The organism is Streptomyces sp. NBC_01451 (genome assembly GCF_036227485.1).
Lineage (GTDB): Bacteria > Actinomycetota > Actinomycetes > Streptomycetales > Streptomycetaceae > Streptomyces.
In genome coordinates this window covers 2,842,496-2,869,004 of the sequence record NZ_CP109479.1, presented here as the reverse complement: position 1 = coordinate 2,869,004, position 26,509 = coordinate 2,842,496, and the positions used below count along the sequence as shown (strand labels likewise).

Genomic DNA, 26,509 nt, shown 5'->3' with positions numbered 1-26,509 from the left:
CGGCGTCAGGGAAGCAGAGTACGGGCAGTCACCGCGAGGGGTCTATCCAGGTCGGACGGCGAGGTGGACGACGTCGGGGACTCCCCGGGCAACGGCGATCTCTTCGGTGCGTACCGACCGGAATCCGGCATTCCGTAGAGTTCCCTCAAATTCCCGTGAGGGTTGCGCGGACCACACCGCGAGCACCCCGTCCGGCCTCAACACCCTTGCGCAGCTTGCCAGTCCGGCCTGCGAATACAGGCTCTGGTTGTCCTCCGTGACGGTCCAGCCGGGCCCGTTGTCGATGTCGAGACACAGCGCGTCGAATGTGGCGGAGGTCTCATTGACGTATCTCACGAGATCGGCTTCGACGATCCTGGTACGGGGATCGGCGAGGGCGTCGGAGGAGAGCGGGGCGAGCGGTCCGTCCCGATGCCATCCGATGACCGCCGGTTCGCGTTCGACGACGGTGATGCCGCCCCAGTGGGGGTCGGCCGCGGCGTGCACGAGCGAGAACCCGACGCCGAGGCCGCCGATGAGGACGTGCGGGGCGGAGTCCCGGGTGCCGGGGGTGAGGGCGTCGAGGGCCGCGTCGACGAGGAGGCGCTCGGACCGGCCGTCCGAAGTGTCCATCAGGAAGCACCCGTTGGCGATGATCTGCAGTAACTCCCCGTGTCGCCGCAGGACGACCTCGCCGTACGGGCCCTCGCGGCGGTCCAGGACTTCGGGGGTGTCGTGGGCGGCGGTCGGGTGGGTCATGGGGACATCTTGGCGCAGTGCGCCTCGAATGAGCGCGGCCTTTATGAGGCCTGTCGGATTGCTGTGAATCGGCCGAGGCGTGGTGCGGGTCACAGACAACCGTGCGGGTGGAGGCGAAGGGTGGGGCGAAACGGAAGGAGAGCCTCACCGTGGAACGGGTCGATGCGAAGGGTGATGTGACGGCGGGTCCGTCGGCGCCCCCGGACGCGCCCGTCGCGGAGGGCGTACGGCTGCTGGACGGGATGCCGAGGCAGCGAGGACCGGTGGAAGCCGTGCCCGTGCGGCCCGCGGCGCCCGAGGGGGCTGCCCCCGGGAGGCGGGTCCTCCGTCCCTGGCGCCTCCTCCCCACTCCCACCGGAACCCCGTTCACCCTCACGTTCGCGGCGGTCCTCCTGGTCACGGCCTTCGTCGCCGAGCACGCCGACCCCGCCCTCGTGCACGCCCTCCACCAGGGCTCCAGCACCGATGTCGCCCATCTCCTGCGGACCCCCGTGTTCGTGCTGGTCGCCAGCGCGCTGTGGGTCGTGGGTGGCGTGACATCGCCGTACGCCGTGCTCTTCCTCCTCGTGCTGACCGCGCTGGAGCGGCGGATCGGCGGGCTGCGTACCGCAGGGGTGTTCGCACTGGGGCATGTGCTGGCCACCCTCGCGACCGAGGTGCCGGTGGGGCTCGCGGTGCTGGTGGGGTGGCTGCCCGTGAGTTCCCTTCACCGGCTCGACTACGGGATCAGTTTCGGGGTCGCGGCGAGTGCGGGGGCGCTGGCGGGCCTGCTGAGGCCCTGGCTGGGGTGGCCGTTGCTGCTGGTGTTCGGCGGGACGCTGGTGCGGGACCTGATCGCCTACACCGATCCGATGACCAACTGGGGGCATGTGACGGCGCTGGCCATCGGCGTCGCCACCTGGCCCTGGGTGCGGCGACGGCGGAGGCCGGCCCGGCTTGATCTTTAACGTCCGGCGCCCGTCCCCATGAACTTCGCGCTCGTCAGAAGCGCCTCGGCCCGCCAGCCCAGCGCCTCGTACAGCGCCCGTCCGTCCGGTGTTCCGGCCAGTACGCCTCTCTCCGCGCCCTGTGCGACGGCCTCCTGGGCCAGCGTGCGCATCACGAACGAGCCGAGTCCCCGGCGCTGGTGCGCGGGGGAGGTCGCCACCTGGTCGACGACCGCTGTACGGCCCGTCGGGGCGAGCTGGCCGCGGGCCGCCCAGGAGCCGTCGGGTGCCGTGAGCAGGACGCGGGTCACCCCGCCGCGCGTCCACACGCGGGCCCGGTAGCCGTCCGGGACGGCCGGGGGTGCCGCGGCGGTCAGGGGGGCCGACATCAGGTAACCCGGATCGGGGGCGACCCACCAGCCCTCGCCGAGCCACCCGCCGACCGTCGCCGGGTCGGCGAAGACCTTGAGCCACACGCCTTCCCCGGTCACCGCGTCGGCCACTTTCCGGACGGTCCGCTCCTCGACGCCGTCGTTCACCGCGTCGAGGACGTGCCGGGTGACGTGCTCGGCCGTGCCCACGTCGATCGTGTATCCCCAGGGCTCGACCAACGGCGGCGACGCCCCGCGCGAGACCACCCAGCCGTCGACCCAGGCCCGCACGGTTCCGTCCACGCCAACTCCCGAGGTAATGGTTGAAGTTCAGTAATGAGTATTACGTACGAGACTGTATGCGCAGGTCCGGTCGTCGCGGCAGAGGTGATCGCTCACGGCGAACACGGACCGGGGAACAATCGGCCTCCGCCGTGCATTGAGTCGGCATAGCTCAACTTGAGTGCCGAAGGGGAGATCATGGCTACTGAGTCCACGGCGTTCACACCGCTCACGCTGCCCGTGCTGCCGCTCGACGACGAGGTCGTGCTGCCCGGCATGGTTGTTCCGCTGGACCTGAACGACGCCGAGGTGCGTGCCGCGGTGGAGGCCGCCCAGGCCGCCGCCCGCACCGAGCCCGGCAAGCCCAGGGTTCTGCTCGTGCCGCGCATCGACGGGACGTACCCGGGCACCGGTGTGCTCGGTACCGTCGAGCAGGTCGGCCGGCTGGCCGACGGGGATCCGGGCGCCCTCATCCGGGCCCGGGGACGGGTGCGGATCGGCGCCGGGACCACCGGCCCGGGGGCCGCGCTGTGGGTCGAGGGGACGCGGATCGACGAGACCGTGCCGGACCCCGTGCCCGGTCACGTCACCGAACTTGCCAAGGAGTACAAGGCTCTCGCGACCGCCTGGCTGCGCAAGCGCGGCGCCTGGCAGGTCGTCGACCGCGTACAGGCCATCGACGACGTCTCCGCCCTTGCCGACAATTCCGGTTACTCGCCCTTCCTCAGCACCGACCAGAAGATCGAACTGCTGGAGACCACCGACCCGGTGGCCCGGCTGAAGCTCGCCACCCAGCAGCTGCGCGACCACCTCGCCGAGCAGGACGTGGCCGAGACCATCGCGAAGGACGTCCAGGAGGGCGTCGACAAGCAGCAGCGGGAGTTCCTGCTGCGCAAGCAGCTGGAAGCCGTACGCAAGGAGCTGCGCGAGATCAACGGCGAGCGGGACGGCGAGGAGTCCGACGACTACCGGACCCGCGTCGAGGCCGCCGATCTGCCCGAGAACGTGCGCGAGGCGGCTCTCAAGGAGGTCGACAAGCTGGAGCGGTCCTCCGAGCAGTCACCCGAAGGCGGCTGGATCCGGACCTGGCTCGACACCGTTCTCGAACTGCCGTGGAACGAGCGGACCGAGGACTCCTACGACATCCAGGGCGCCCAGGCCGTGCTCGACGCCGAGCACGCGGGGCTGGAGGACGTGAAGGAGCGCATCACCGAGTACCTCGCCGTGCGCAAGCGGCGTGCCGAGCGCGGGCTGGGTGTTGTCGGCGGGCGTCGTGGTGGCGCCGTGCTCGCCCTCGTCGGGCCGCCCGGGGTCGGCAAGACCAGCCTGGGTGAGTCCGTCGCGCACGCCATGGGGCGGAAGTTCGTCCGCGTGGCGCTGGGCGGGGTCAGGGACGAGGCCGAGATCCGCGGGCACCGGCGTACGTATGTCGGCGCGCTGCCCGGGCGCATCGTGCGGGCCATCAAGGAGGCCGGGTCGATGAACCCCGTCGTCCTCCTCGACGAGATCGACAAGGTCGGCTCCGACTTCCGGGGCGACCCGGCCGCGGCCCTGCTCGAAGTCCTCGACCCGGCGCAGAACCACACCTTCCGCGACCACTACCTCGAAGTCGAACTCGACCTGAGCGACGTGGTGTTCCTCGCCACCGCGAATGTCCTGGAGGCCATCCCCGAGGCCCTGCTCGACCGGATGGAACTCGTCCGGCTGGACGGCTACACGGAGGACGAGAAGGTCGTCATCGCCCGGGACCACCTGCTGCCCCGGCAGTTGGAGCGGGCCGGCCTGGAAGGCGCCGAAGTCGCCCTCGACGAGGGCGCGTTGCGCAAGCTGGCCGGCGAGTACACCCGGGAGGCCGGGGTCCGGAACCTGGAGCGGTCCATCGCGCGGCTGCTGCGCAAGGTCGCCGCACAGCACGAACTCGGTGAGCGCAAGCTGCCGTTCACCGTCACGGAGGACGACCTGCGCGGCCTCATCGGGCGGCCCCACCACGTGCCCGAGTCCGCCACCGACCCGGCCGAGCGGCGCACCGCCGTACCGGGCGTGGCGACCGGGCTCGCGGTCACCGGGGCCGGGGGTGACGTCCTCTACGTCGAGGCGTCGCTCGCCGATCCGGAGACCGGCGCCGCCGGACTGACCCTCACCGGGCAGCTCGGCGACGTCATGAAGGAGTCCGCGCAGATCGCGCTCTCCTTCCTGCGCTCGCACGGCGCCGAACTGGAACTGCCCGTGGGCGACCTGAAGGACCGGGGCGTGCACATCCACTTCCCGGCGGGTGCCGTGCCCAAGGACGGTCCGAGCGCGGGCGTCACCATGACGACCGCCCTCGCCTCGCTGCTCAGCGGACGGCTCGTCCGGACGGACGTCGCCATGACCGGCGAGGTCTCGCTGACCGGACGGGTGCTGCCCATCGGCGGTGTGAAGCAGAAGCTGCTCGCCGCGCACCGGGCCGGCGTCACCACCGTGATCATCCCGAAGCGCAACGAGGCCGACCTGGACGACGTCCCGGCCGAGGTCCTGGAGAAGCTCGACGTCCATGCCGTCACGGACGTCCGCCAGGTCCTCGAACTGGCGCTCACCCCGGCTCAGAACCCGGCGGAGGTGAGGGTTCCGGCAGCGGCGTGACGGACGCTGCCGGTCGGCGAGGGCCCGGGTCCCCGGAAGGAAGGGGGGTCCGGGCCTTCCCGTACCCGTGCCCGGGGCCTGCGGGGGGACCTGGGTGACGTCGTTGCTCCTGGCCTGCGAAATACTGTCCGAGCTGCGGCAACGGCGGTGTGTGGCGGAAATCTTCAGAGCGGCGAAACCGGATCAGGGGTGCTGACGTGCACGAGGACGGGAACGGCGAGGGGAACCTCGGCGGGCGGCGTGTCGAGTCCGCGATGTCCGGGCGCGGGGTCGAGCGGGAGTTCCTCGCCCTGGAGCGCGAGTTGACGGTGTTCCTGCGGCGTGCCCGGGCCAACTCCGGGGAGATGGCCCGCGAGGTCCACCCCGACCTGGAGTCGTCGGCGTACGGGCTGCTGGTGCGGCTCGACGAGTGCGGGCGTCAGCGTGCCACCGAGCTCGCGGCCTACATCGGTGTCGGCAAGGCCACCATGTCCCGTCAGCTGCGCGCGCTGGAGGAGCTGGGCCTGATCGCCCGCGAGCCGGACCCGGCCGACGGACGTGCCTGGCTCGTCCACCTCACGGACGAGGGCCGGGTCCGTTTCCGTAGCGTCCGGGAGGCGCGACGGGAGCGGTACGTGCGCAAGCTGGCCGCCTGGGACCGTGTCGAGGTGGCCGAACTGGCCCGGCTGCTGCACCAGCTCAACGTCGGCATGGAGAAGTAGGCCCGCCGCACCGGCGGTCAGTGGTTCCCGGCCGTCACAGCTCCACGTACACGACCGTCGCGTCGTCGTGCGTCTTGCTGCGGCCCAGGCGCGGCCGGCCCCCGTCCGCGTCCGCCCGTTCCAGCTCCCGTACGCGGTTCACCAGCGCCGCCGGGCCCTCCTTGCGTACGGCGGTGAAGCAGGCCGTCCAGTCGCCCTCGGTGAACCTCTCCACCCAGCGGGTCGCGCCGTCCGTCAGGGCGGCCAGGGCGCGGACCTCGGCGCGCGGGAGTGAACCCGTCACCGCGCGGGACGCCACCGACGGATCGGCCGCCGCCGTGAAGAAGCCGCCCTCCCTGTTGCGTACCGTCGCGTCGGCGATCGCGTCCGTGACCAGGGAGGCGCGGGGGACGAGGGACAGGCGGTCGTCCAGGTGCGCGGTGACCGTGCCGTCCGGGGACTCGGTCAGCAGGGCCGAGTCGGACAGGACCAGGTGCTCGACGGCGGCCGGTGACCAGCGGGCCAGAACCACGGTCGCCTGCGGGGTGCGTGGGTGAGAAAGGTCACAGGTTTGCCTGTGGGCCCCGGCGGTGCGGGAGATCGCGGCCGCCAGGACCTCGGTGAGGGGCATATCCCGCCGTGAAACAGACAGTTCGGTCAGTGCGCCGCCGAGCCGGGCCGTGTACCAGGGGACGGAATGCAGACAACCCGTTCCGGAGCCGGGGGGAGTCACCCCGTCCAGCAGGACGAGCGAACCGCCCTGCCCGGAGGCGGGGAGTCCGATCGCCGCGAAGTCCTCATTGGGGCGGGCCGGATCGCCGGGCTCCGTGACGAGTTCAGTGCGCATCCGGCCAGTCTGCACGAGCCCTTCACAAGCTTCCCGAAAGGCTGGCAACAATCGTCCGAACAACGTGTACTCGCTGGTCAGACGCCTGTTTTGGGGGAGAATGATCCACCCGGTGAATACGTAACAGCGGATAATGTCAAAGCCCGCCGCCCACGTCCAACCGGGCCGCCGGTCACGGTGGGTGCACAGGCCGGAGGAACTTGCCGCCAACTCCCCGCCGATGTTGACTCCTTGATGTTCACTCCTTTGAGTGGCGGGTCGGGTGACGCGCGCTCCCTGCCCGTCGGCATGGGAGGGTCGGGAGCCGGACTGTGCCGGAGAACCGGAGTCGTACCGGGTGAGCGGCAGGCCAGAACCATCCGGGCGGCCGTGCAGTTGACGGATCGTCATCCGGGTCCCGATGGATCGTCACCCGGGCCCATGGGCACACGAGTCAGGAATGCGAGCACCGGTGCAGAAGACGCGGCCTCGGCGCACAGGCAGGCAGACAGCTCCCGCAGGGGGCGCTACCGGTGACGCCCCGACCGATCCCGCGGGCCGGGGTCGTCCCGCCCACGTCCGCAACCGGCTCATCGTGGCCGTCGCCGTCGTGGCCGCCGCGATCGCCGGAGCCGGTGCCCCGTCCGTGGTGGCGGCCTCCTCGCAGCTCCACGACTCGCAGGATCTGGTGACGCTCGCGACGCAGACCCAGGACGCCCTGACCCTCGCCCACTCGCTCGCCGACGAACGCGACGAGGCCACCGTCTACATCGCCGCCGGCCGCCCCAAGGGCAAGGCGCCCTCCGAGCAGCGGGCCGCCCGCGTCGACCGGGAGGTCGGCGACCTGCGCGCGAACCCCGACACCCCGGCCGCACTGGTCGCGGACCTCGACGCCATCGCGGCGCTGCGCACGGAGGCGCTCACCGGGAAGAGCACCGCTCTCCAGTCGCACGAGGCGTACTCCGCCGCCATCACCGGGCTGCACCGTCTCGCCGAACAGCTGGCCGAGAAGCAGCCGCCCCGCGCGGGCGCCGGCGCGTACGCCCTCGCCGAACTCGACTCCGCCGTCCAGCAGGCCGCCGCCGCCCGTGGTCTCCTCCTCGCCGCGCTCAGTGTGCCGACGTCCACCGAGAACGTGTACGACCCGGTCACCGGGCTGTCGTCCGAGCAGACCGTCACCGCGCCGGCCGATGCCAGGACCCGGGCCGCGCTCAGCGCCGCCGCCCAGCAGGCCCGGCTCCGCTCGGACGCGGCGATCACCGACTTCCGCGAGACCGCCCCCGAGGCCGCCGTCGGCAGCTACGACTCCACGGTCACCGGACCCGAGGTCGACAGCGCCGACAAGTACCTCGCCTCGCTCACCGACCAGCCCACGCTGTCCACGAGCGAACTCGCCACCAGCCTCAGCGGCGTCGACGCGGCCGTCTCCGCCCGCCTCGAACTGATGCGCGGCGTCGAGTCCTCCCTCTACGACCGCCGCACCAAGGCCCTCACCAAGCTCCGCGACGACGACGTCACCGTGCTGGAGATCCGGATCGCCGCCCTCGGCGCCCTCCTCCTGGTCGCCGTCGGTATCGCCACCGCCATGGCCCGCTCCCTCACCCGACCGCTCTCCGTGCTGCGCCGGGGCACCGCCCGGCTGGCCGGGGCAGCCGACCCGCTCGCCGAGGAACCGGTCAGGTTCACCGGCCGCAACGACGAGTTCGCCCAGGTCGTCCGCTCGGTCAACGCCCTGCACGCCCGTGCCCTCGCCGTCCACGAGCGCATCGCCACCCTGGAGTCCGACCGCAAGCACCTGGTCGGCCAGCGCCAGAAGATGGCCGACGCCCGCGAGGAACTGCGCACCGAACTCGCCGACGCAGCCGACCAGTTGACGCGCACCCGGCACAGCATCCACGGCACCTTCGTGAACCTCGCGCTGCGCACCCTCGGCCTGGTCGAGCGTCAACTCGCCGTCATCGAGGGACTGGAGGAGCGCGAGCAGGACCCGGACCGGCTCGCCACCCTCTTCAAGCTCGACCACTTCGCCACCGTCATGCGCCGGCACAGCGAGAACCTCCTCGTCCTCGCCGGCGCCGAACACGGCCACCAGCACGCGGGTCCGGTCCCGCTCGTCGACGTGGTCCGCGCCGCCGTGAGCGAGATCGAGCGGTACGAGCGGGTCCGCATCTCCGCGCTGCCGCCGCACGCGCATCTCGCCGGGTTCGCCGCCGACGACGTCAGCCATCTGCTGGCCGAACTCCTGGAGAACGCCACCTCGTTCACCCCGCCCGAGCTTCCGGTGGAGATCTCCGGCTGGCTCCTGGAGAGCGGCGAGATCATGCTCTCCGTCCAGGACGAGGGCATCGGTATGACCGCCGACCGCCTGGTCCGCCTCAACTCCCGCCTCGCCGACTTCGATCCGGACGTCCCGCACGACGCGTACGGGACAGGGGAGACGGGCGAGGCCGCCGAGAGCGAGGACGCCGACGGGATCGGCCTCGGGCTGTACGTCGTCGCGAGGCTCGCCCACCGGCACGGGGTGCGGGTGCAGCTGCGGGAGCAGAAGCAGGGTGGTGTCGCGGCGGTCGTCGTCCTGCCGAAGGCGCTGCTGGCCCCGGACCCGGCCGCCGTACCGCCGTCGGCCACCTCGACGCTCGCCGGTTCCGCACTCTCCTTCCCCGGGGCCGACGCCGAGGTCAACTCCAATGTCCTGCAAGGGCGTTCGGAGGCCGAGGAACCGGACCCGGAACCCGACGGCGAGCCGGGCGAGAGGCCGGCCGACGCCCCGGTCCCGGCCGACGCACCCGACCCGATGATCGCGCTGGCGGAGCGGGCCGTACGGAACGCGGAGGCCGACGCCGAAGCGGACGCGGACGAGCCGGAGCCCCTGCCCGCGTCCGAGATCACCATGGAACTGCTCGTGCCGGAACCCCCGGCCGAGGACACCCACGAGCCGGCCGTCCCCACGGCTCCCGACAGTGACAGCGACCGCGACACCCACGCCGTGTCCGCGACCGCGAGCGAAACCACCACCCCGGGCCCCTACGCCATCGGCCCCGACACGCATGAGCGCGTCGAGGAGGAACCGGTCACCGACAAGGGGCTGCCCAAGCGGACCCCGAGAATCACCGCGCCCGCCACGCCGCCCAGACCACGGATGGGATCCGTCGACGCCGAGGCACTGCGCCGCAGGCTCGGCGGCTTCCACCGGGGCGCGCGCGACGGGCACCGTGACGTGGAAGCGGAGATCGCGCAGCAGGCGGGGCGGACGGCGCGTACGGCAGAGCCGGCACGTGCCGAAGAAACCACGGGGGGACCAGTCGAGGAGGCAAGCAGTTGACCGCGCCCAGTACCTTCGGCCTGAGTAGTGAAGCCCGCAACCTGCACTGGCTGCTGAGCAATCTCGTCGAGGAGGTGCCGGGACTCACGTCGGTCGCGGTGGTCTCCTCGGACGGACTGCTCCTGCTCTCGTCCGACCCAGACAGGAACGCGGAACGCCGGCCCGACCGGCCGACCGGCCCCAGAGGCTCCGCCGCCGACCTCGCCACGATCGTCTCCGGCATCGGCAGCCTCACCATCGGCGCCGCCAAGCTGATGGACTACGGCGGCGTCAAGCAGACCATGGTCGCGATGGAGGACGGCACCCTCTTCGTGATGTCGATCAGCGACGGCTCGCTGCTCGGTGTGCACGGCTCCCCGGACTGCGACATGAGCGTGGTGGCGTACCACATGGCGCTCTTCGTGGGCCGCGCCGGACACGTCCTGACGCCCGAACTCCGCAGTGAGCTCCGGGAGTCGATCGAACGCGGGACGGCGGACGGCGAGCCGGCGGCGGTCGGCCCGATGGCTGTCCGGTCCGTGAAGGGCCGTTCGGCGGAGGTCGCCGAATGAGCGGCACCCCGGACGCGCCCAGGCTCCCGGTCCGTGGCGGCGACCGCAAACCGGCCCGGGTACGCCCGTACTCGCTGACCGGCGGCCGGACCCGCTTCGGCCATGTCCTCCTCGTCGAGACGTTCGTCGCCGCGATCGAGGCGCCCGAGGAGCGCAAGGAGCTGGCGAATGGTTCCCTCAGCACCCGGGTCATGCCGGAGCTGCGGGCCATCGTCGAACTGTGCCGCCGGATGCGTACGGTGGCCGAGATCGCCGCGCTGCTGAGGATGCCGCTGGGCGTGGTCCGCGTGCTCCTCAGCGACCTCGCGGACCAGGGAAAGATCCGTGTGTACGGAACCGGTCACGGGCCGGGGCAGCCGGACCGCGCGCTGCTGGAAAGGGTGCTGAGTGGACTCCGTCGTCTCTGACGTCGCCCGTGGTGTGTCCCCGCTTCTCCGACTGTCGCCCGACGAGGAGGAGTTGCGGCCGTGGCAGCAGGACCGCACCCGCGCGCCGATCGCCACGAAGATCGTGATCGCGGGCGGTTTCGGTGTCGGCAAGACCACGATGGTCGGCACCATCTCGGAGATCGAGCCCCTCCAGACGGAGGCGCTGATGACCGAGGCGAGCGAGGGCACCGACGACCTCACCGCGACCCCGGACAAGCAGACGACCACCGTGGCCATGGACTACGGCCGCGTCACGCTCGACGACGATCTGGTGCTCTACCTCTTCGGCACGCCGGGCCAGCAGCGGTTCTGGTTCATGTGGGACGACCTGGTGCGCGGCGCGATCGGCGCCGTGGTGCTGGCCGACACCCGGCGGCTGAAGGAGTGCTTCCCGGCGCTCGACTACTTCGAGAGCTGCGGGCTGCCGTACATCGTGGCCGTCAACCACTTCGACGGCAGTGCGGAGTTCGACCCCGAGGATGTGCGGGAGGCGCTCACCGTGCCCGCGCACATACCTGTCATGATCATGGATGCGCGGCGCCGCCTCCCGGTGATCGAGACCCTGCTCGCCCTGGTGGGCCACGCGCTGGACGTCAGTCCCGAGTAAGTCGACGTAACTGCGACGCAACTGCGACAAGGGGAGAGACCAGACCGTATGCGGAAGATACTCGTCGTGGGAGCCGGTCAGGCCGGCCTTCAGACAGCCCTCGGACTCCAGTCGCACGGGTACGAGGTCACCCTGATGTCCAACCGGACCTCGGACGAGATCCGGTCCGGCCGGGTCATGTCCACGCAGTGCATGTTCCACACCGCCCTCCAGCACGAGCGCGATCTCCAACTGAACTTCTGGGAGTCCCAGGCCCCGAAGATCGAAGGACTCGGCGTCTCGGTCGCGGCCCCCGGCTCGCACGACCCGGGCCCGACACAGCGCGCGATCGACTGGGTGGGCACGCTCGACGGCCACGCCCAGTCGGTCGACCAGCGGGTGAAGATGGCCGGCTGGATGGAGACGTTCGCCCAGCGCGGCGGCCAACTCGTCATCCACGGCGCGGCGGTCGGCGACCTCGACTACTTCTCCCGCACCTACGACCTGGTCCTGGTCGCCGCGGGCAAGGGCGAACTGGTGTCGATGTTCGCCCGCGACCCGGAGCGCTCCCCGTACCGCGAGCCGCAGCGCGCGCTCGCCGTCGCCTACGTCCACGGCCTGGGCCCGCGCCCCGAGCACCCGGACATGGAAGCCGTCCGCTGCAACCTGGTCCCGGGCGTCGGCGAGCTGTTCGTCATGCCGACACTCACCACCTCGGGCCGCGCCGACATCCTGTTCTGGGAGGGCATACCCGGCGGCCCCCTCGACGTCTTCAACGGCGTCCGCGACCCGGCCGAACACCTCTCCCTGACCCTGGAACTCATGGAGAAGTTCACGCCGTGGGAGTACGCGCGGGCCACCAAGGCCGAACTCACCGACGCGGGCGGTACGCTGGCCGGCCGCTACGCCCCCACCGTCCGCAACCCGGTCGGCCGCCTCCCCGGCGGCGGCCTGGTCCTCGGTGTGGCCGACGTGGTCGTGGCCAACGACCCGATCACCGGCCAGGGCTCCAACTCCGCCTCGAAATGCGCGGCTTCCTACCTCGCCTCGATCCTCGAACACGGTGAGAAGGAGTTCGACGAGACCTGGATGCGGGCCACCTTCGACCGCTACTGGGACACCGCCCAGCACGTCACCAAGTGGACCAACGCGATGCTCGGCCCGCCGCCGGAGCACGTCATCAACCTCCTCGGCGCGGCAGGCCAGTTGCCCCCGGCAGCCGACCGCTTCGCCAACGCCTTCGACGACCCGTCGGACTTCGAGAACTTCTTCTACGAGCCCGAGAAGACGGCCGCCTACCTGGGGTCGATCGCAGGGGCGTAGCCGGCGGTGCCCGTGGGGCCGGCGGGGCCGGTGGCCCGGGTGGGCTCGGTGGCGAGGGAGTAGCCCTCGTCCGGGCCGGCCGTGGCGTCGGCGGGGAGCTTCGGCGGTGTGTACCGCCGCAGGGGCTCCCCGTCCGGGTCCGGCCGTACGGCGCCCAGCACCGGGTTGGCCGCGATCGGCGACACCTTCACCTTCGCGCCCGGCCGCGGGGCCTGCACGACCATCCCGTCCCCGAGGTAGAGGGCCACGTGCGTCGCCCCGGGGAAGTAGACGACCAGGTCACCGGGTCGCAGCTCGGCCAGTGGGATGTGCGGCAGCCGCGCCCACTGCTGCTGGCTGGTCCGGGGGACGGGCCGCCCCGCCGCCTCCCAGGCCTGCGAGGTCAGCCCCGAGCAGTCGAACGACGCCGGCCCCTCGGCACCCCACTCGTACGGCTTCCCGAGCTGCGCAACGGCCTGCCGCAGTGCCCGCTCACCCTCCTCGGTCGGCTTACGGCCGGCGCTGAGGGCACCCGAGGTGATGAACTCCCGCTGCTCCCCGGTCACTTCGCCGCGCTCCAACTCGGCCAGTTCGGCGAGCTGTTCGGTGCTGAGGGTGGCGAGCAGTTCCTCGACCTCCCTGAGCCGTTCCCGTACGGCGTCCCGGTCCCGCTTCTGCTGTCCGGCGAGGGTGAGCTGCCCGTCCAGGGCGGCACGGGCCGCGCGCGCCAGACCGTCGGTGCGCCGCTCGCCGCCGACCAGCCGGCCCACGGTCTCGGCCCGCTCCAGCGACAACTGCCGGATCACATGGCCCTGTTCGAGCGCGTGCTGCGGATCGCGGGCCAGCAGCAGCTGGACGTACGGGGAGATGCCGCTGCTGCTCTGGTACTGCTGCCGGGCGAGCCGGCCGAGGGCGCCGCGCCGCTCGTGCAGGGAGAGACGGGCGCGCACGAGCTGCGCGTCCAGCCGCCGCACCTCGGCGCGCTGCCGCTTCAGCCGTCCGGCGGTGGCCTCGTAGGTCCGGGTGGCCCGCTCGGCCTCGCGGTACAGCCGCTGAAGATCCGTCAGGAGTGCGGCGACGGATGGTTCTTCCTCCGCGGTGGGCTCGGCGGGGGAGCCGGTCGTCGAGGGGACCGGGTCCGGCACGGCCAGTGCGGGGACGGGGGCGAGGAGTGTGCCGGCCGCCATCGCCGCCGTACAGACCAGACGCAGAAGCCTTCCTGACACGTCATCACCTCCGGTGCGGGGCAGCCCTTCCGCTCCGCACCGCGAGCCTGTGACGCGGGCGCGAGGTCCGCGCGCCGAGCGTGCGCGGTTCGGCCCAACCCCGTCACCCGTCGGTGTCGTCCGGCTTGCCCTGCGGCGTGGCGGCTGGTGGTGTGGCCGGTTTCGACCACGGCCAGCGGAGCCTGCCGTCGCCCGCCGTGTCGCCCTCGGGGTCGTACGCGTACTTCCAGCCCGGGTGGAGGCCCAGCTTTCCCGGTCGGCCCTTGGGGGCACGCCGGTAGACCAGTACGGTCGGGGGGCCGCCGGCCGCGTCCGGTACCGGGACCTTGTACGTCTTCGGCGGGTGGCCGGTCGGCCCGAGCAGGACGGGCAGCACACGGCCGTCCAGGGGGCCGCCCTCGAAGGCGGTGTCTTGGCTCTTCACGGGTTCAGTTTCCGGTATCCGCGCCCAGCGCGTCGCGTACGACCGCCGCGGTCTGCGGGTCGCGTCCGGCGGTCACCGTGAGTGCCGCCGCGAACTGCTCCACCAGCCAGTCCCGCAGCTCGTCGACCGGCGGCTGTTTGTCCTCGTCCAGCCAGATCAGCGAGGCCGCCTCGACCGAGGTGATCCACATCCGTACGGTCATCCGCAGCCGTGGGCCGGGTGCCGCGACCCCGAGATGGCTGAGGATGTGCTCGGCGGCGGTACGGCGGACCCGGTCCACTATGGCCGTCGTACGGGACGTCTCGACGACGCTGCCGCCCTGGAGGAGGGCGCTGAAGCCGGCGTCGTGCTCGTCGACGAAGGCGAGATAGCGGTCCAGCGCGCGGGACAGGCGCTGGGGGAGCGGGCCCACGGGGGGTTCGTCGAAGCAGAGTTCCAGTTCCTCGGCGGCGGAGCGGAGCGCGCCCTCGTACAGCTGCTGCTTGCCGCCGGGGAAGTAGCGGTACACGAGAGGGCGCGAGACGCCGGCCGCCTCCGCGACGTCGTCCAGTGAGACGTCCTCCGGGGGGCGGTGCGCGAAGAGGGAGAGCGCGGCTTCCAGCAGTTGGTGTCTCCGTTCCTCGACGCCGAGTCGTCGGTATGCGGGAGTGGAGGTCATGGGGGCAGCGTAATCGGGTGCCGCCCACACGCATGCCCGCGGCTACGAGGGGCCGGAGGGCGCCAGCAACCCGGACGCGATCCACAGCCGCCGCCCCACTCCCCGCAGCACCCCGATGTCGTCCAGGAAGTCGGTGAGCCGCCGTGCCCCCGTCTGCATCACCTCGCGCCGGTGTCCGCTCGCCCGGACCTGCGCCACCGCCTCCGCCTTGTCCAGGCCGACGTTCGCGTAGACGTCCGGGTTGACGAACGCGACCGAGAAGATCCGGGCGAACTCGCCGGACGAGACGCGCGTGTACTCCTGGGACCACCTCGGGGCCGTCACCATCTGGAGGCGGAGTTCCTCGCGGGCGTAGCGGACATGGCGGGCCTCCTCCACCACGTGGATCCTCGTCACGCCCCTGATCAGCGGCTGGACGCGCTCGTCGGGGAACGTCAGCCGCTGCATCCAGTCGAGCACCTCCTCCCCGAGCAGGGTCGCCGTGAAGGAACCGGGGGTGGTGGACACCGTCTTGAAGAAGCGGCCCAGGTTCTGGTGCGTCCGGCTGACCGGGTAGTACGGGGTGCCGCCGCGGCTGATCAGCCGGGCGAACATCTTCGAGTGACGGCACTCGTCCTCGATCTCCGTCAGGGCGTAGCGGACGTGCGCGCTCGTCGCCGCCTTGTCGTAGATGTGCCGTACGAGGAGCTGCATCAGGATGATCTCGAACCAGATGCCGAGCGAGGCGAGCGCCGCCGCCTCGTGCCGGGAGAGCAGGATGCGCTGCTCCTCGCTCATCCGTTTCCACAGCGGAGTCCCGTAGAGGGACACCAGCTCGGGCGGCCAGAACCACTTGCCGTCCTCGAAGGGGGCGTCCCAGTCCAGTTCCTTGTCCGGGTCGAAGGAGTGCCTGGCGGACGCGTCGAGCAGCCGTTCGGCGACCTGCTCCCGGTCCTTGAGCACGCCAAGCGCGTCGCGGAGTATCTCGGCTTCCGTCACTGTCGTCACATTCTTATGAGACCGCTTGTCAGCAAGTCGGTCAATCCCCTGGGAGCCACCAACGCGAAGACCTGTACGTAGTCTTATGCGCGGCTTACACGGTCACCCGGGTGCAGTAGCGTGCTGGCGTGTCCACGACTCCGCCGCCCCAGCCGCCCGACAACCCCTACGGTCCGCCCCCTTCGGGGCCCTACGGCCAGCAGCCGCCCCAGCCGCCCCAGCCGCCCTATCCGGGTCCGCCTCCGGGGCCGTACGGCCAGCAGCCGCCGCCCCCGTTCGCCTACGGCCCGCAGCAGCCCTACGGCGCACCCGCCCCCGCTCCCTGGGGTGCGCCGCCTCCGCCGCCCGGGAAGAGCCGGCTCGGACTCGTCCTCGGCATCATCGGCGGCGTCGTCGTGCTGGCCGTGGTCGGCGTGGCCGTGCTCTTCTGGGTCGCGACGAAGTCGGACACCGGCTTTCCCGAGGCCGAGTACAAGCTGACCCTGCCGCAGAAGGTGCTCGACGAGAAGTACGAGCTGGCCGGTGACCTCTCCAGCTCCGAGGGCAAGGCCATCGAGGAGGAGGCCGACGGCGCCTGGGACGCCCGGGACACCAAGGCGGTGGTCGGTCAGTACAGCCTCGGCGGCGACCAGGCACAGGGCACGCTGGTGATCTCCGGGATGTACGGACGGTTCAAGAACACCGGTCTCGCCCGGGACAACATGATGAAGGGCGCGGCAGGCGGCGCCGGTGCCCAGGTGGCCGTCAAGCCCAAGGACTTCAAGCCGGCCGGCTCCGACGTCACGGTCACCTGCGAGGTCCTCGTCCAGAACCAGTCCGGCACGGAGCTCACCATCCCCATCTGCGGCTGGGTCGACGGCAACACCGGTGCCTCCATCGCCGAGATCACCGCCGACACGGTCACGAAGAAGCCCGCCGAGGTGGACCTGGCGGCTGCCGCCGAGACCGCCGTCAAGATCCGCGACGAGATCAGGAAGCCGATCGGCTGAGCGACTCCGGTGCCTGGTCCGGTACCGGGCTCGCGGGGCCCGGCGGGAACGACGTACGCAGGGTGAACGCGTACTCCGTCGGTCCGTGCGCACGCAGATGGAGGAGGCGGGTCTCCGCCTCCTCCACCGTCGGCCGGTGTCCCGCCGGCACCCACCACAGAGCCGTGACCGCCTCTGCCGGCCGCTCGAAGAACTCCCGGCGGCGCGCCAGCAACTCCCGGTGCTGCCCCTGGTACATGAACGCCGTCAGGGCGTTCGTGTCCCGCCACACCGACATGTTCACCAGGATCCACTCGTCGTCGAACATGCGCGTGTCGGTCGCGTCGCCCGTCTCGCCCTGCAACCGCCAGACGAATCCGTCCGAGGCGTCCGCGACGGCGTTGACGGGGTCGAGGCCGTCCGCGAACGGCTTCAACGGGGCTGAGTCCAGAGGGGCTTTGAGGCGGCCGATGTTGACCTGGGCGAGTTCGTACGCGGCTTTGGGGGCTGATGACGTCATGGCCGCACGGTAGGTCGGGGGTACGGCCCCCGCACCCCCTTTTCTCATCGTCGCTCGCGTCCTCCGAGCACCGCCTCCATCACCGCCCGCGCGATCGGCGCCGCCGTCCCGCCCCCGCTGATGTCCGTACGGTCGGCGGAGGCGTCCTCGACCACCACCGCGACGGCCACCGTCGGCTCGACGTCCCGTTCGCCCTGCGCCCAGGAGATGAACCAGGCATACGGCGTACCGGAGTTGCCGATGCCGTGCTGGGCCGTCCCGGTCTTGCCGCCGACGGTGGCGCCGGGGATCGCCGCGTTCGTGCCGGTGCCCCGCTCCACGACGTCCCGCATCAGCTCGCGCATCCGTACGGCGGTCGACGGACTCATCGCCCGGAGCCGGTTCCGTACGCCCGGGCTCGCGACTGTCCTGCCGTGCGCGGTGGTTGTCCGCTCCACCAGGTACGGGGCGGGCACCTGGCCGCCGTTGGCGACCGCCGCCGCGACCATCGCCATCTGCAGCGGTGTGGCCCGCGTGTTGTACTGGCCGATCGCGGACAGCGCCAACTGCGCCTTGTCGACGTGTGTGTCGAAGGTGCTCCGCGCCACCGAGAAGGGGATGCGAAGCCCCGCGTCGTTGAAGCCGAACCCGTCCGCCGTGGCCGCCAGATCGGCGACGCCCACGTCCACGCCCAGCTTGGCGAAGACCGTGTTGCACGACCAGGTGAACGCCTCCCGCAACGAGACGTCCGCACACCCGTCGCCCTCGTTCGTCAGCGCCGTGGACGTACCGGGGAGGCGGTACGGGTCGGGGGAGCGCGTCGGCTCGTCCAGATCGGTGACCACCCCCGCGTCGAGGGCCGCCGCCGCGGTGACCACCTTGAACGTCGAACCCGGTGGATACGTCTGCCGCACCGCCCGGTTGAGCATCGGTTTGTCCGGATCGGCGTTCAGCCGCCGCCAACTCCGCTCCACGGCAAGCCCGTTGCCGGACAGCGCCGCCGGGTCGTACGACGGTGCGGAGACCAGGGCCAGGACGCGTCCGGTCGACGGCTCCACGGCCGCCACCGCGCCCTTCCGCAGGCCGAGACCCTCGTAGGCGGCCAGCTGGGCGGCCGGGTCGACGGTGGTCACCACCTCGCCGCCGGGGTTCTGCGCGCGCGTCACGTCGTTCCACAGCGGGAACGGCGAGAGCAGTGGATCGGTGCCCGACAGGATGCCGTCCTCCGCGTGCTCCAGGAACGTCGTGCCGTACACCTGGGAGGCGAAGCCGGTCACCGGGGCGTACAACGGGCCGTTCTTGTACGTCCGTTCGTAGCGGAGCTGCTCGCCGGTGTCCCTTGACCCGGTGACCGGCCGGTGGCCGACCAGGATGGCGCCGCGCGGCCGGCCGTAACGGGCGATCACCAGGCGGCGGTTGGCCGTGTTGTCGTCGTAGCGCTGGGCCTGGACGACCTGGACGCGGGTGATGTTGACGAGGAGGGCGAGGAGCAGCAGGGCGCAGAAGAGGGCGGCGTGCTTGATGCAGCGCGTCATCTGCCGTGGTCTTCTTGCCCGTTCGGGCTGTCTCGTCATGGTGTGCGCTGCCCGTCGTCGACTTCGTTGTGCTGTCGCCGGGCCGAGTCGCTGATCCGGATCAGCAGCGCCACGATGATCCAGTTGGTGACCACGGACGAGCCCCCCTGCGCCAGGAACGGCATCGCCATACCGGTGAGCGGGATCAGGCCCGACACCCCGCCCGCGATCACGAACACCTGGAGCGCCACGATCGAGGCGAGGCCGACGGCGAGCAGCCGCCCGAAGGGGTCGCGGAGGGACAGTCCGGCCCGGTAGCCGCGCTCCACCAGGAGGGCGTAGAGGATGACGATCGCGGAGAGACCGGCCAGCCCGAGTTCCTCGCCCGCCGTCGCCAGGATGAAGTCCGACTTGGCCGCGAAGCCGATCAGGATCGAGTGGCCGAGCCCGAGGCCGGTGCCGAGGATGCCGCCGGCCGCGAACGCGAACAGCGACTGGGAGAGCTGGTTGGGGCCCTGACCCGCCTCGATCGTCGCGAAGGGATGCAGCCAGTCCTCGACGCGGCTGTGGACGTGCGGTTCGAGGGTGCCGACGGCGAAGGCGCCCAGCGCGGCCAGCAGCAGCCCGACCGCGATCCAGCCGGTGCGGCCCGTGGCGACGTACAGCAGCACCACGAAGAGGCCGAAGAAGAGGAGCGAGGTGCCGAGATCGCGCTCCAGGACCAGTACGCCGACGCTGAGCAGCCAGATCGCGACGATCGGGCCCAGGACCCGCCCGGTGGGGAGCTGGAGCCTGCTGAACCGCCAGATCCGGCGGCCCGTGTACGCGAGCGCGCCCCGGTTGGCGGCGAGGTACGCGGCGAAGAACACCGCCAGCAGCACCTTCGCGAACTCGCCCGGCTGGAAGGAGAACCCGGCGATCCGGATCCAGATACGGGCCCCGTTCACCGCCGGGAAGAAGATCGGGAGGGTGAGCAGGACGAGGGCGGCGGCCACACAGACGTACGCGTACCGCTGGAGGACCCGGTGGTCGCGCAGCAGGACGACGACCACGATGAACAGCGCCACGCCGACCGTGGACCAGACGAGTTGGGCGGGGGCCGCCCGATGGCCCGGTGTCTCCAGGTCGAGCCGGTAGATGAGGACCAGGCCGAGGCCGTTGAGCAGCACGCCGATGGGCAGCAGGAGCGGGTCGGCGCAGGGGGCGCGGCGGCGCACCGCGAGATGGGCGAGGAGCGCGAGCACGCCGAGCCCGGCGCCGTAACCGGCGGCGCCGGGCGGGACGGTGCCGTTCTTCGCGAGGCCCACATCGCAGTAGCCGAACACGGAGAGGAGGACGGCGACGACGATGAGGGCCAGTTCGATGCCACGGCGCCGGGGGACGCGCGGGGCGGGAGCGGAGGGATCGGCGGGCTCCGACAGCCAGGGCTTCGGGGATTCCTCGTACTCCGCCGCCACGGTGGTTCCGGGCTTCGTCATGCCCGGAATCTACCCAAAGTGGGCGGAATGTTGCGTGATGCTGCGCCGGGGCAGGGCCGGGGTCAGCAGAAGCGCGGTGCGGCGCCGATGTTGTCGATGTAGCGGGCGGCGCCCCAGGCCCAGGTGCCGTCCGTGAGGAGGTACCAGAGCGAGTTGCCGTCGACGTTCTCGCCGCCGGTCTTGCAGAAGATGTTGACGATCGAGCCCTTCGGGGCGACCCGGATGATCGCGCTGCCGCGGTTGGGCGCGCTGCGCAGCCGCAGTCCGCCGTTGGCGGTGACGATCCCCTTGTAGAGGACGGCGTTGCTGCTGCTGCTGGTGTTGTTGTGCTGGCCCCAGTCGCCGTTGCCGCTCTGCTGGCTGTTGCTCTGCTGGTTGCTGTTCTGCGGGTTCCAGCTGTTGCCGCTCTGCTGCTGCCCGCCGCCGTCGCTGTTCTGGTTGCTCTGGCTGTTCTGTTGCTGCTGGTTCCAGCTGGTGCCCCAGTCGTCGTCGGCGGGGCTCGCGAGTGCCGGGGTGACGGCGCCGACGGAGAGTGCGGTGGTGGCGGCGGCTATGCCGAGGCGGGTCAGGGTGGTCCGCGGTGACATGTGGGCTCCTTTGGCAGGACAGAGCTGACTAACCGCCACGCTAGGAGCGGGTCGTGTAAGGCGCCCGTCACGCTGGGCCGTTGGTGGCCGGCCCCCGGGATTCGGCCAGTGTGAGCGTCGCCAGAGCGCCACCGCCGTCACTCTCCGGCACGTTGGCGAAGGTGAGCCGGGCGCCCAGTACCTCCGCCTGGCCCAACGCGATCGTCAGCCCGAGCCCGTGTCCGGTCGCCCCGCCCTCCGTACGGAACCGCTGCGGCCCGTGCTCCACCAGGTACTCCGGAAAGCCGTCACCGTGGTCCCGCACGGTCACGACCGGCCCGTCGACGGTGAGCGTCACGGGCGTACGTCCGTGCCGGTGGGCGTTGGCGACCAGATTGCCGAGCACCCGTTCGAGACGGCGCCGGTCGGTGTCGACGAGGGCGTCCCGGGCGACGACGATCTCCGTGTCGGCTCCGGTGGCCCCGGAAGCCCGTACGACCCGTTCGGCGAGGGCGCCGAGCGCCTCCGTCTCGGCCTCCAGCCGCTCCTTGCCCGTGTCCAGCCGGGAGATTTCGAGCAGGTCCTCGGTGAGCGTACGCAGTGCGGCGACCCGGTCCCTGACCAGCTCGGTCGGCCGCCCGGCGGGCAGCAGTTCGGCCGCGGCGTGCAGCCCGGTGAGCGGGGTGCGCAGCTCGTGGGCCACGTCGGCGGTGAAGCGCTGTTCGCTGAGCAGTTTCCGTTGCAGCGAGGCGGCCATGCTGTCGAGGGCGGCGGCGACGGCGGCGACCTCGTCCGGCGAGCGGTTCGGGTCCTGCGTACGGGCGTCGCCGACGCGGGCGTCCAGGTCGCCGGCGCTGATCCGGCGGGCCACCTGGGCGGTCGCGTGCAGCCTCCGGGTCACCCGGGTCACCGCGAACGCGCCGACCAGCAGCGTCGCGCCGATGGCGAGGCCCGACGACCACAGGATGGCCCGGTCGAGGCCCTCGATCGTACGGGCGCTCTGCGAGTAGTCGAGGGCCACGGCGAGCGCGTGCCCGCCGTCCGCGGGCCCCGCCGCCCACATCGTCGGCACCCCGTCGTGGTCGGTGACCATCGTGCCGCGCTCCCCGGCCGCCGCGAGATTCCGCAGCGCCTTGGGCAGCCCCTCCGGATCGATGCCGGTGTGGGGCCGCAGCGCGTCCCCGGCCTCGTACGCGGCAGTGGCCTCCACCAGGCGGGACAGGGCGCGGTCGCGGGCCTGGTCGACGGTCTGGTGGGTCACCGAGACATGCACGAGGACGCCGAGCAGGGCGGCGAGGGCGCAGCACATCCCGGTGATGAACAGCGCGGCCTTCGCGGCGAGGGTGCCTGCCCACCCGGGCAGCGAGACCCTCACCGGGCACTCGCGGAGGAGGGCAGGGGCGAGGGGGCAGCCGAGGCGAGGCGCTTGGGTTTGCCGGTACGCAGGAACTCGTCCCGGGTGAGCAGCATCGCCTTCTGGTCGGCGTCCCAGGTCCACTGCGTGCGGTACTCGTACCCGGGGATCTGCGACGGCGAGCGGATGATCACGGCCCGGCCGGCCAGCTCCACGGCGGTCACGGCGTCGTCGTTCGCCATGATCTGCACCAGCCGGTGCCGCTGGAAGGTGTACACGCGTACGGCCGTCCCGTTGCCCGGCAGCAGCCGGAAACCGAGGGCCATGTCGTCACGGCCGTCGCCGGTGAGGTCGCGGTAGTAGGCCCTGAGGACGGGACAGGCGCCGCTACCGCCGCCGGTATCGGTACCCGTGTGCCCCTTCCGGTCGCAGGCCGCCATTCCGGCGGCCGTCCCGGTGTACGGGGCACCGTCGGCGGTGTACGTGTCGGCATGCCTGGCGATCTCCGCCCGTACGACGGCCACCGGGTCGACCTTGTGGATGTCGTCGCCGGGGGCGGTGACGCCCTTCACGGTCTCGGTCTCGGCCTCGCCGTAGTCCCAGGCGGGGCTGGAGGCGGCGGGCAACTCGGGCCAGAGCCGGGCGGGGCTGACGGCGGTGGCGGTCGGCCCGGCCCCGCGCAGCCCGCCGGCGTCACCGCAGGCTGAGGTGGCGAGAGCGAGGGCGAGGACGGCGAGGGAGACGCGCGAGGCCCGGGCGGCGGGGGAGGTGCGGGCAGCGCGGGAGATGCGGCTGGCGTCCACTGCACTCCTGCGTCGGCGTCGGTGTCGGAAAGGGTGTGACGGGCGACGGCAGATGAGTCGCCTCGTGCACGACACCCTATTCATTCGCAGGGAAGTCGCATTTCGCCGGGCGGGCCGCACGGGTCATGCGGGCCGCACAGGTCATGCGGGCCGCACAGGTCATGCGGGCCACGCGGGCTACTCCGTCAGTTCCTCCAGCAGCCGGGCCGTGGACAGGCCCGTCCGCAGATACTCCACGAACCGTTCGTTGTGCAGGGCCCACGGGGAGCGGCGGGATCTGATGAGGCGGATCGCCTCCTCGATGTCGTACCCGTCCAGGACCAGGGCGTGCGCGACGACGAGCCCCGACCGGTTGTAGCCGCTGTAGCAGCGCACCAGCACCTTGCGCCCGTCCTCAAGTGCCGCGCACACAGCCTCGGCGAGCCGGATCACGCCGGCGAGCTGGGTCCCGTCGAGCGGCCCGTCCGGGATGGACCACACGTGGTGCTCGACGCCGGGATCCGGCCCGTACCCGGGCAGCCTCAGCAGGGTCATGACCAGGTCGAACTCATCGTGCACGACGGCGAACTCGATCTCCCCCGGGCGACGCGTGAACTCGTGTCCGCCCATCCACAGCCCGGGCACGATCTCGCTCCACGGCTTGCCCGGAGCCGGCACGTCGGGCTCCTTCCCGCGGGTCCGCAACTTCGCCGCCTCCCCCACTCGGGCACCCAACTCCGCCCCGACTCCCTTCAAAGGTAACCGGGTCCTTGCCCCCGCAGCACCCCGCCTGTTCCCATGGCCATGCGGGGATTGGGGTGATGGTGGATGAGCGGACTGCGTGTCGTACCGGCCTGGCGGCAAGGTCACGAGCGGCTGTACGTGTGCCTGACGGACGGGCGGAACATCGCCTGGTACGACCGTGAGTCGTCCCGGGTCAACCTGCTGAGCGACGACCTCAGAGGGGACGTACTGGAAGCCCTGGGCCCGTTCCTGACGGGCCCGGTGACGGTGGGCCCGCCCCCGGTCCCCACCCCGGCGGAACTGGCCCGCCTCTCCCTCCATCCCGACGACGACCTGGCCCCGAACCGTCCCGGCGAGGCCCTCCAGATCGCCCTGGACCGCGACCCCGGACCGCCTCACCGCCTCCGCCCGGACCCCCGACGGCGGGCCCTGGCGGCGGAACAGGCGGTGGGCGACGCCCTGGAGGCGCTGGAGGGCGCGGGCTGGCACACCCTGCACTCGCTCCCGCTTCCCGGCGGTGACCGGATCCACCACCTGGTGATCGGCCCCGGAGGACTGTTCGCGGTGCACACGCTGTACGCCCGCAAGCAACGGGTACTGGTCGCCGACCCCATGGTCTCCCTGGGCCGCCGGGACCCCCGCCCACTACTGCGCCGGGTTCGTTCCGACGCCGACCGGGCCTCGTACGCGCTGACGGCCGAGGTCCACCCCGTCCTCGCCCTGGCAGGCCCGGCCGACCTGAGGATCACGGTTCCACTGCGGGAGGTCAGGGTTCTCCAGGACACGGACCTGTCGGGACTGGCGAGGCTGGGGGGCGTGCTCAAACCGGCCGATGTGGAGGCGCTGCACGCGGTGGCGCGGGACCGGGGGACCTGGGGACGGGTGTGACGGCGGCCGGGCGGCGGCTCCGCTCGATCGCGGCCAACTCCCTCGGAACGCGCCGCACTTGATATTCGAGTGACCGTGCGGGACGGGTTGCGTAGGGTGACGGCCGTGGACCCAGCCGACTTCTACACCGGGATCGTCGCGGACCTCTACGGACCGCTGAAATCCTCGTCCCAGGACCCCGAGCCCTACGCGGACTTCATCCGGCAGGCCGGCACGCCGGCGCTGGAGCTGGGCTGCGGGGACGGTGATCCCCTGCTCGACCTGCGTCGACGCGGCCTGGATGTCGAGGGTGTCGACTCCTCCGCGGACATGCTCGAACGCCTCCGTCGCCGGGCGGATGAACAAGGCATCCGCGCCACCGTGTTCCACCAGCGCATGGAAACCCTCGACCTGCCCCGCCGCTACCGGGCGATCTTCCTCGCCGGGCCGACCTTCACCCTGCTCCCCGACGACGGCGCGGCCCTGGCCGCCCTGCGCGGCATCCGCGCTCACCTGACGGAGGGCGGCACCGCCCTCGTGCCCCTGTTCACCCCCGCGCCGACCCCGGCCGAACAGATCGGCCACGTGCGTACGGCTGCCGCACCCGACGGCGCGGAGTTGCGGTTCTCCGTCGTCGCCGAAGAACACGACGAGACAGCGCGGACCCGGACGACGCTTCTGCGCTACGAGCGCCACCACGGCTCGGACAGCAGCGTCGTGGAGCGCCCGTGGGTCCTGCACTGGTACACCCGGGACCAGTTCGACAAGCTGGCCACGACCGCCGGCCTGACGGTGACCGCGGTCACCGACCCCGACGGCAAGCCCGTCTCCGCCGACGACACCGGACTGCTGCACTTCCGGCTCCGGGCCGGCTGACCCCCTCTTCCTCGGGCAGGTCAGGGACGTCCGTTGGGTGTCAGCCCTCCAGCAGGGGTGCCAGCAGGTCGCCGTGCGCCTGGAGACGGGGGCCGATGTCCGGTGCCCCGAACGCGAGTTGGGCCGGATCGGTGCACCCCGCCACCTCCTCCCACGTCACCGGTGCCGACACCGTCGGCTCCGCGCGAGCCCTCAGCGTGTACGGCGTCGCCGTCGTCTTCCGGGCCGCGTTCTGGCTGTAGTCGACGAAGACCTTTCCGGGGCGCAGGCTGCGGTTCATGCGGTGGACGACCAGGTGGGGGAGGGCGCGCTCCGCCTCGACCGCGAGGTCCTTCGCGTACGCCGTGATCTCGCCGGACGGGGTCCGGGTCGCCGGTGCCGCCAGGAGGTGCAGGCCCTTCGAGCCGGACGTCTTCGCGTACGCCTCCAGCCCGTCCGCCGCCAGCCGCTCCCGCAGCCACAGCGCGACCTCGCAGCACTCGACGATCGTCGCCGGGTGGCCGGGGTCCAGGTCGAGGACCAGGCGGTCGGCCTCGCCGGGGGCGTCGATCAGCCACTGCGGGGTGTGGAACTCCGTGACCAGGTTCGCCGCCCACATCAGCGAGGGCAGGTCCTGGACCAGGACCATGCGCGCCGGGCCCTCCGAGCGGGGGACCTCCGCCGTCGTGACCCAGTCGGGCGTACCGGGCGGCACGTTCTTGGCGAAGAAGACCTGGCCGTCGGGGCCGTCCGGGTAGCGGAGGAAGGAGACCGGGCGGTCGTGGAGGTGGGGGAGGAGGACGTCCGCGGTGGTGGCGTAGTAGTGGAGCAGTTCCCCCTTGGTGAAGCCTGTCGCCGGGTGGATCACCTTCTCCAGGTTGGAGAGGACCACCCTTCGCCCCTCCACCTCCGTGATCGGCGTCATACGATGAGAATCCCACGAAAGCGGGGCAAAGCCACCC

26 protein-coding genes are annotated in these 26,509 nt (G+C 71.7%); 11 read left to right on the top strand and 15 right to left on the bottom strand.

Annotation, left to right across the window (positions count from 1 at the left end; translation table 11 throughout):
- Window positions 1-42: 42 nt before the first annotated feature.
- Window positions 43-738 carry a spermidine synthase gene (locus OG595_RS12095; RefSeq protein ID WP_329270990.1) on the bottom strand — a complete coding sequence of 232 codons (696 nt, stop codon included), beginning with the start codon at window positions 736-738 and terminating at the stop codon, window positions 43-45.
- Between the two features lie 149 nt (window positions 739-887).
- Here OG595_RS12095 and OG595_RS12090 point away from each other — a divergent pair, with 149 nt between their 5' ends.
- The gene (locus tag OG595_RS12090) at window positions 888-1,685 is read left to right on the top strand and encodes a rhomboid-like protein (protein ID WP_329270987.1); all 798 of its coding nucleotides are present in this window, start codon (window positions 888-890) and stop codon (window positions 1,683-1,685) included.
- On the opposite strand, the gene OG595_RS12085 is transcribed toward OG595_RS12090, so the two are convergent.
- Window positions 1,682-2,338: a GNAT family N-acetyltransferase gene (locus OG595_RS12085; protein WP_329270984.1), complete on the bottom strand. Its 657-nt coding sequence runs from the start codon at window positions 2,336-2,338 to the stop codon at window positions 1,682-1,684. The genes OG595_RS12090 and OG595_RS12085 overlap by 4 nt on opposite strands.
- 177 nt (window positions 2,339-2,515) lie before the next feature.
- Between OG595_RS12085 and lon the strand changes: the two genes are divergently transcribed.
- Both lon and OG595_RS12075 read left to right on the top strand, forming a co-directional pair.
- Window positions 2,516-4,939 (top strand): endopeptidase La, encoded by a 2,424-nt coding sequence (lon, locus tag OG595_RS12080; protein WP_329270983.1) that lies wholly within the window; start codon window positions 2,516-2,518, stop codon window positions 4,937-4,939.
- 197 nt (window positions 4,940-5,136) lie between these two features.
- Window positions 5,137-5,640 (top strand): MarR family winged helix-turn-helix transcriptional regulator, encoded by a 504-nt coding sequence (locus tag OG595_RS12075; protein WP_329270981.1) that lies wholly within the window; start codon window positions 5,137-5,139, stop codon window positions 5,638-5,640.
- Between the two features lie 34 nt (window positions 5,641-5,674).
- Here the strand turns inward: OG595_RS12075 and OG595_RS12070 are convergent, their stop codons facing one another.
- Window positions 5,675-6,466 carry a hypothetical protein gene (locus OG595_RS12070; protein WP_329270979.1) on the bottom strand — a complete coding sequence of 264 codons (792 nt, stop codon included), beginning with the start codon at window positions 6,464-6,466 and terminating at the stop codon, window positions 5,675-5,677.
- A gap of 439 nt (window positions 6,467-6,905) precedes the next feature.
- Here OG595_RS12070 and OG595_RS12065 point away from each other — a divergent pair, with 439 nt between their 5' ends.
- From OG595_RS12065 to OG595_RS12045, 5 genes are read left to right on the top strand one after another with little or no spacing between them, the layout of a single operon-like run.
- Window positions 6,906-9,767: a sensor histidine kinase gene (locus tag OG595_RS12065; protein WP_329270977.1), complete on the top strand. Its 2,862-nt coding sequence runs from the start codon at window positions 6,906-6,908 to the stop codon at window positions 9,765-9,767.
- Window positions 9,764-10,318, top strand: a complete 555-nt coding sequence (locus OG595_RS12060; protein WP_329270975.1) for a roadblock/LC7 domain-containing protein — start codon at window positions 9,764-9,766, stop codon at window positions 10,316-10,318. The genes OG595_RS12065 and OG595_RS12060 overlap by 4 nt, the downstream gene beginning before the upstream one ends.
- Complete coding sequence (locus OG595_RS12055; protein ID WP_329270973.1) at window positions 10,315-10,725, top strand: DUF742 domain-containing protein; 411 nt, start codon at window positions 10,315-10,317, stop codon at window positions 10,723-10,725. Before OG595_RS12060 ends, OG595_RS12055 begins: the two co-directional genes overlap by 4 nt.
- Window positions 10,706-11,353, top strand: a complete 648-nt coding sequence (locus tag OG595_RS12050; protein WP_329270971.1) for a GTP-binding protein — start codon at window positions 10,706-10,708, stop codon at window positions 11,351-11,353. Before OG595_RS12055 ends, OG595_RS12050 begins: the two co-directional genes overlap by 20 nt.
- A 48-nt stretch (window positions 11,354-11,401) precedes the next feature.
- The gene (locus tag OG595_RS12045) at window positions 11,402-12,655 is read left to right on the top strand and encodes a styrene monooxygenase/indole monooxygenase family protein (RefSeq protein WP_329270969.1); all 1,254 of its coding nucleotides are present in this window, start codon (window positions 11,402-11,404) and stop codon (window positions 12,653-12,655) included.
- On the opposite strand, the gene OG595_RS12040 is transcribed toward OG595_RS12045, so the two are convergent.
- From OG595_RS12040 to OG595_RS12025, 4 genes are all read right to left on the bottom strand, one after another.
- Complete coding sequence (locus OG595_RS12040; RefSeq protein WP_329270967.1) at window positions 12,628-13,860, bottom strand: C40 family peptidase; 1,233 nt, start codon at window positions 13,858-13,860, stop codon at window positions 12,628-12,630. The genes OG595_RS12045 and OG595_RS12040 overlap by 28 nt on opposite strands.
- Window positions 13,861-13,963: 103 nt before the next feature.
- Window positions 13,964-14,284: a hypothetical protein gene (locus OG595_RS12035; protein ID WP_329270965.1), complete on the bottom strand. Its 321-nt coding sequence runs from the start codon at window positions 14,282-14,284 to the stop codon at window positions 13,964-13,966.
- Window positions 14,285-14,288: 4 nt separating this feature from the next.
- Window positions 14,289-14,942, bottom strand: a complete 654-nt coding sequence (locus OG595_RS12030; RefSeq protein ID WP_329270963.1) for a TetR/AcrR family transcriptional regulator — start codon at window positions 14,940-14,942, stop codon at window positions 14,289-14,291.
- A gap of 42 nt (window positions 14,943-14,984) precedes the next feature.
- On the bottom strand, window positions 14,985-15,929 hold the full coding sequence (locus tag OG595_RS12025) for an AurF N-oxygenase family protein (RefSeq protein ID WP_329270961.1): 945 nt from the start codon (window positions 15,927-15,929) through the stop codon (window positions 14,985-14,987).
- Between the two features lie 119 nt (window positions 15,930-16,048).
- Here OG595_RS12025 and OG595_RS12020 point away from each other — a divergent pair, with 119 nt between their 5' ends.
- Window positions 16,049-16,909, top strand: a complete 861-nt coding sequence (locus OG595_RS12020; RefSeq protein WP_329270959.1) for a hypothetical protein — start codon at window positions 16,049-16,051, stop codon at window positions 16,907-16,909.
- On the opposite strand, the gene OG595_RS12015 is transcribed toward OG595_RS12020, so the two are convergent.
- The 7 genes from OG595_RS12015 to OG595_RS11985 all read right to left on the bottom strand — a co-directional run bounded on the left by OG595_RS12015 (window position 16,890) and on the right by OG595_RS11985 (window position 23,786).
- Entirely contained in the window at window positions 16,890-17,408 is a 519-nt protein-coding gene (locus tag OG595_RS12015) for a DUF3291 domain-containing protein (RefSeq protein WP_329270957.1), read from the bottom strand. The genes OG595_RS12020 and OG595_RS12015 overlap by 20 nt on opposite strands.
- Before the next feature lie 44 nt (window positions 17,409-17,452).
- Entirely contained in the window at window positions 17,453-18,922 is a 1,470-nt protein-coding gene (locus tag OG595_RS12010; RefSeq protein ID WP_329270954.1) for a penicillin-binding transpeptidase domain-containing protein, read from the bottom strand.
- Between the two features lie 35 nt (window positions 18,923-18,957).
- A complete protein-coding gene (locus OG595_RS12005) occupies window positions 18,958-20,379 on the bottom strand; it encodes an FtsW/RodA/SpoVE family cell cycle protein (RefSeq protein ID WP_329270950.1) in 1,422 nt (473 codons plus the stop codon).
- Between the two features lie 62 nt (window positions 20,380-20,441).
- Window positions 20,442-20,966, bottom strand: a complete 525-nt coding sequence (locus OG595_RS12000; protein WP_329270947.1) for an SH3 domain-containing protein — start codon at window positions 20,964-20,966, stop codon at window positions 20,442-20,444.
- A gap of 67 nt (window positions 20,967-21,033) precedes the next feature.
- Window positions 21,034-22,320 (bottom strand): HAMP domain-containing sensor histidine kinase, encoded by a 1,287-nt coding sequence (locus tag OG595_RS11995; RefSeq protein WP_329270944.1) that lies wholly within the window; start codon window positions 22,318-22,320, stop codon window positions 21,034-21,036.
- On the bottom strand, window positions 22,317-23,102 hold the full coding sequence (locus tag OG595_RS11990) for a hypothetical protein (protein WP_443073013.1): 786 nt from the start codon (window positions 23,100-23,102) through the stop codon (window positions 22,317-22,319). The genes OG595_RS11995 and OG595_RS11990 overlap by 4 nt, the downstream gene beginning before the upstream one ends.
- Window positions 23,103-23,279: 177 nt before the next feature.
- Entirely contained in the window at window positions 23,280-23,786 is a 507-nt protein-coding gene (locus tag OG595_RS11985) for a protein-tyrosine phosphatase family protein (RefSeq protein ID WP_329282824.1), read from the bottom strand.
- Window positions 23,787-23,909: 123 nt separating this feature from the next.
- Between OG595_RS11985 and OG595_RS11980 the strand changes: the two genes are divergently transcribed.
- Both OG595_RS11980 and OG595_RS11975 read left to right on the top strand, forming a co-directional pair.
- Window positions 23,910-24,713 carry a nuclease-related domain-containing protein gene (locus OG595_RS11980; protein ID WP_329270942.1) on the top strand — a complete coding sequence of 268 codons (804 nt, stop codon included), beginning with the start codon at window positions 23,910-23,912 and terminating at the stop codon, window positions 24,711-24,713.
- Window positions 24,714-24,818: 105 nt separating this feature from the next.
- A complete protein-coding gene (locus OG595_RS11975; RefSeq protein ID WP_329270939.1) occupies window positions 24,819-25,568 on the top strand; it encodes a class I SAM-dependent methyltransferase in 750 nt (249 codons plus the stop codon).
- 40 nt (window positions 25,569-25,608) lie between these two features.
- On the opposite strand, the gene ligD is transcribed toward OG595_RS11975, so the two are convergent.
- Window positions 25,609-26,472 (bottom strand): non-homologous end-joining DNA ligase, encoded by an 864-nt coding sequence (ligD, locus tag OG595_RS11970; protein WP_329270937.1) that lies wholly within the window; start codon window positions 26,470-26,472, stop codon window positions 25,609-25,611.
- Window positions 26,473-26,509: the final 37 nt, after the last annotated feature.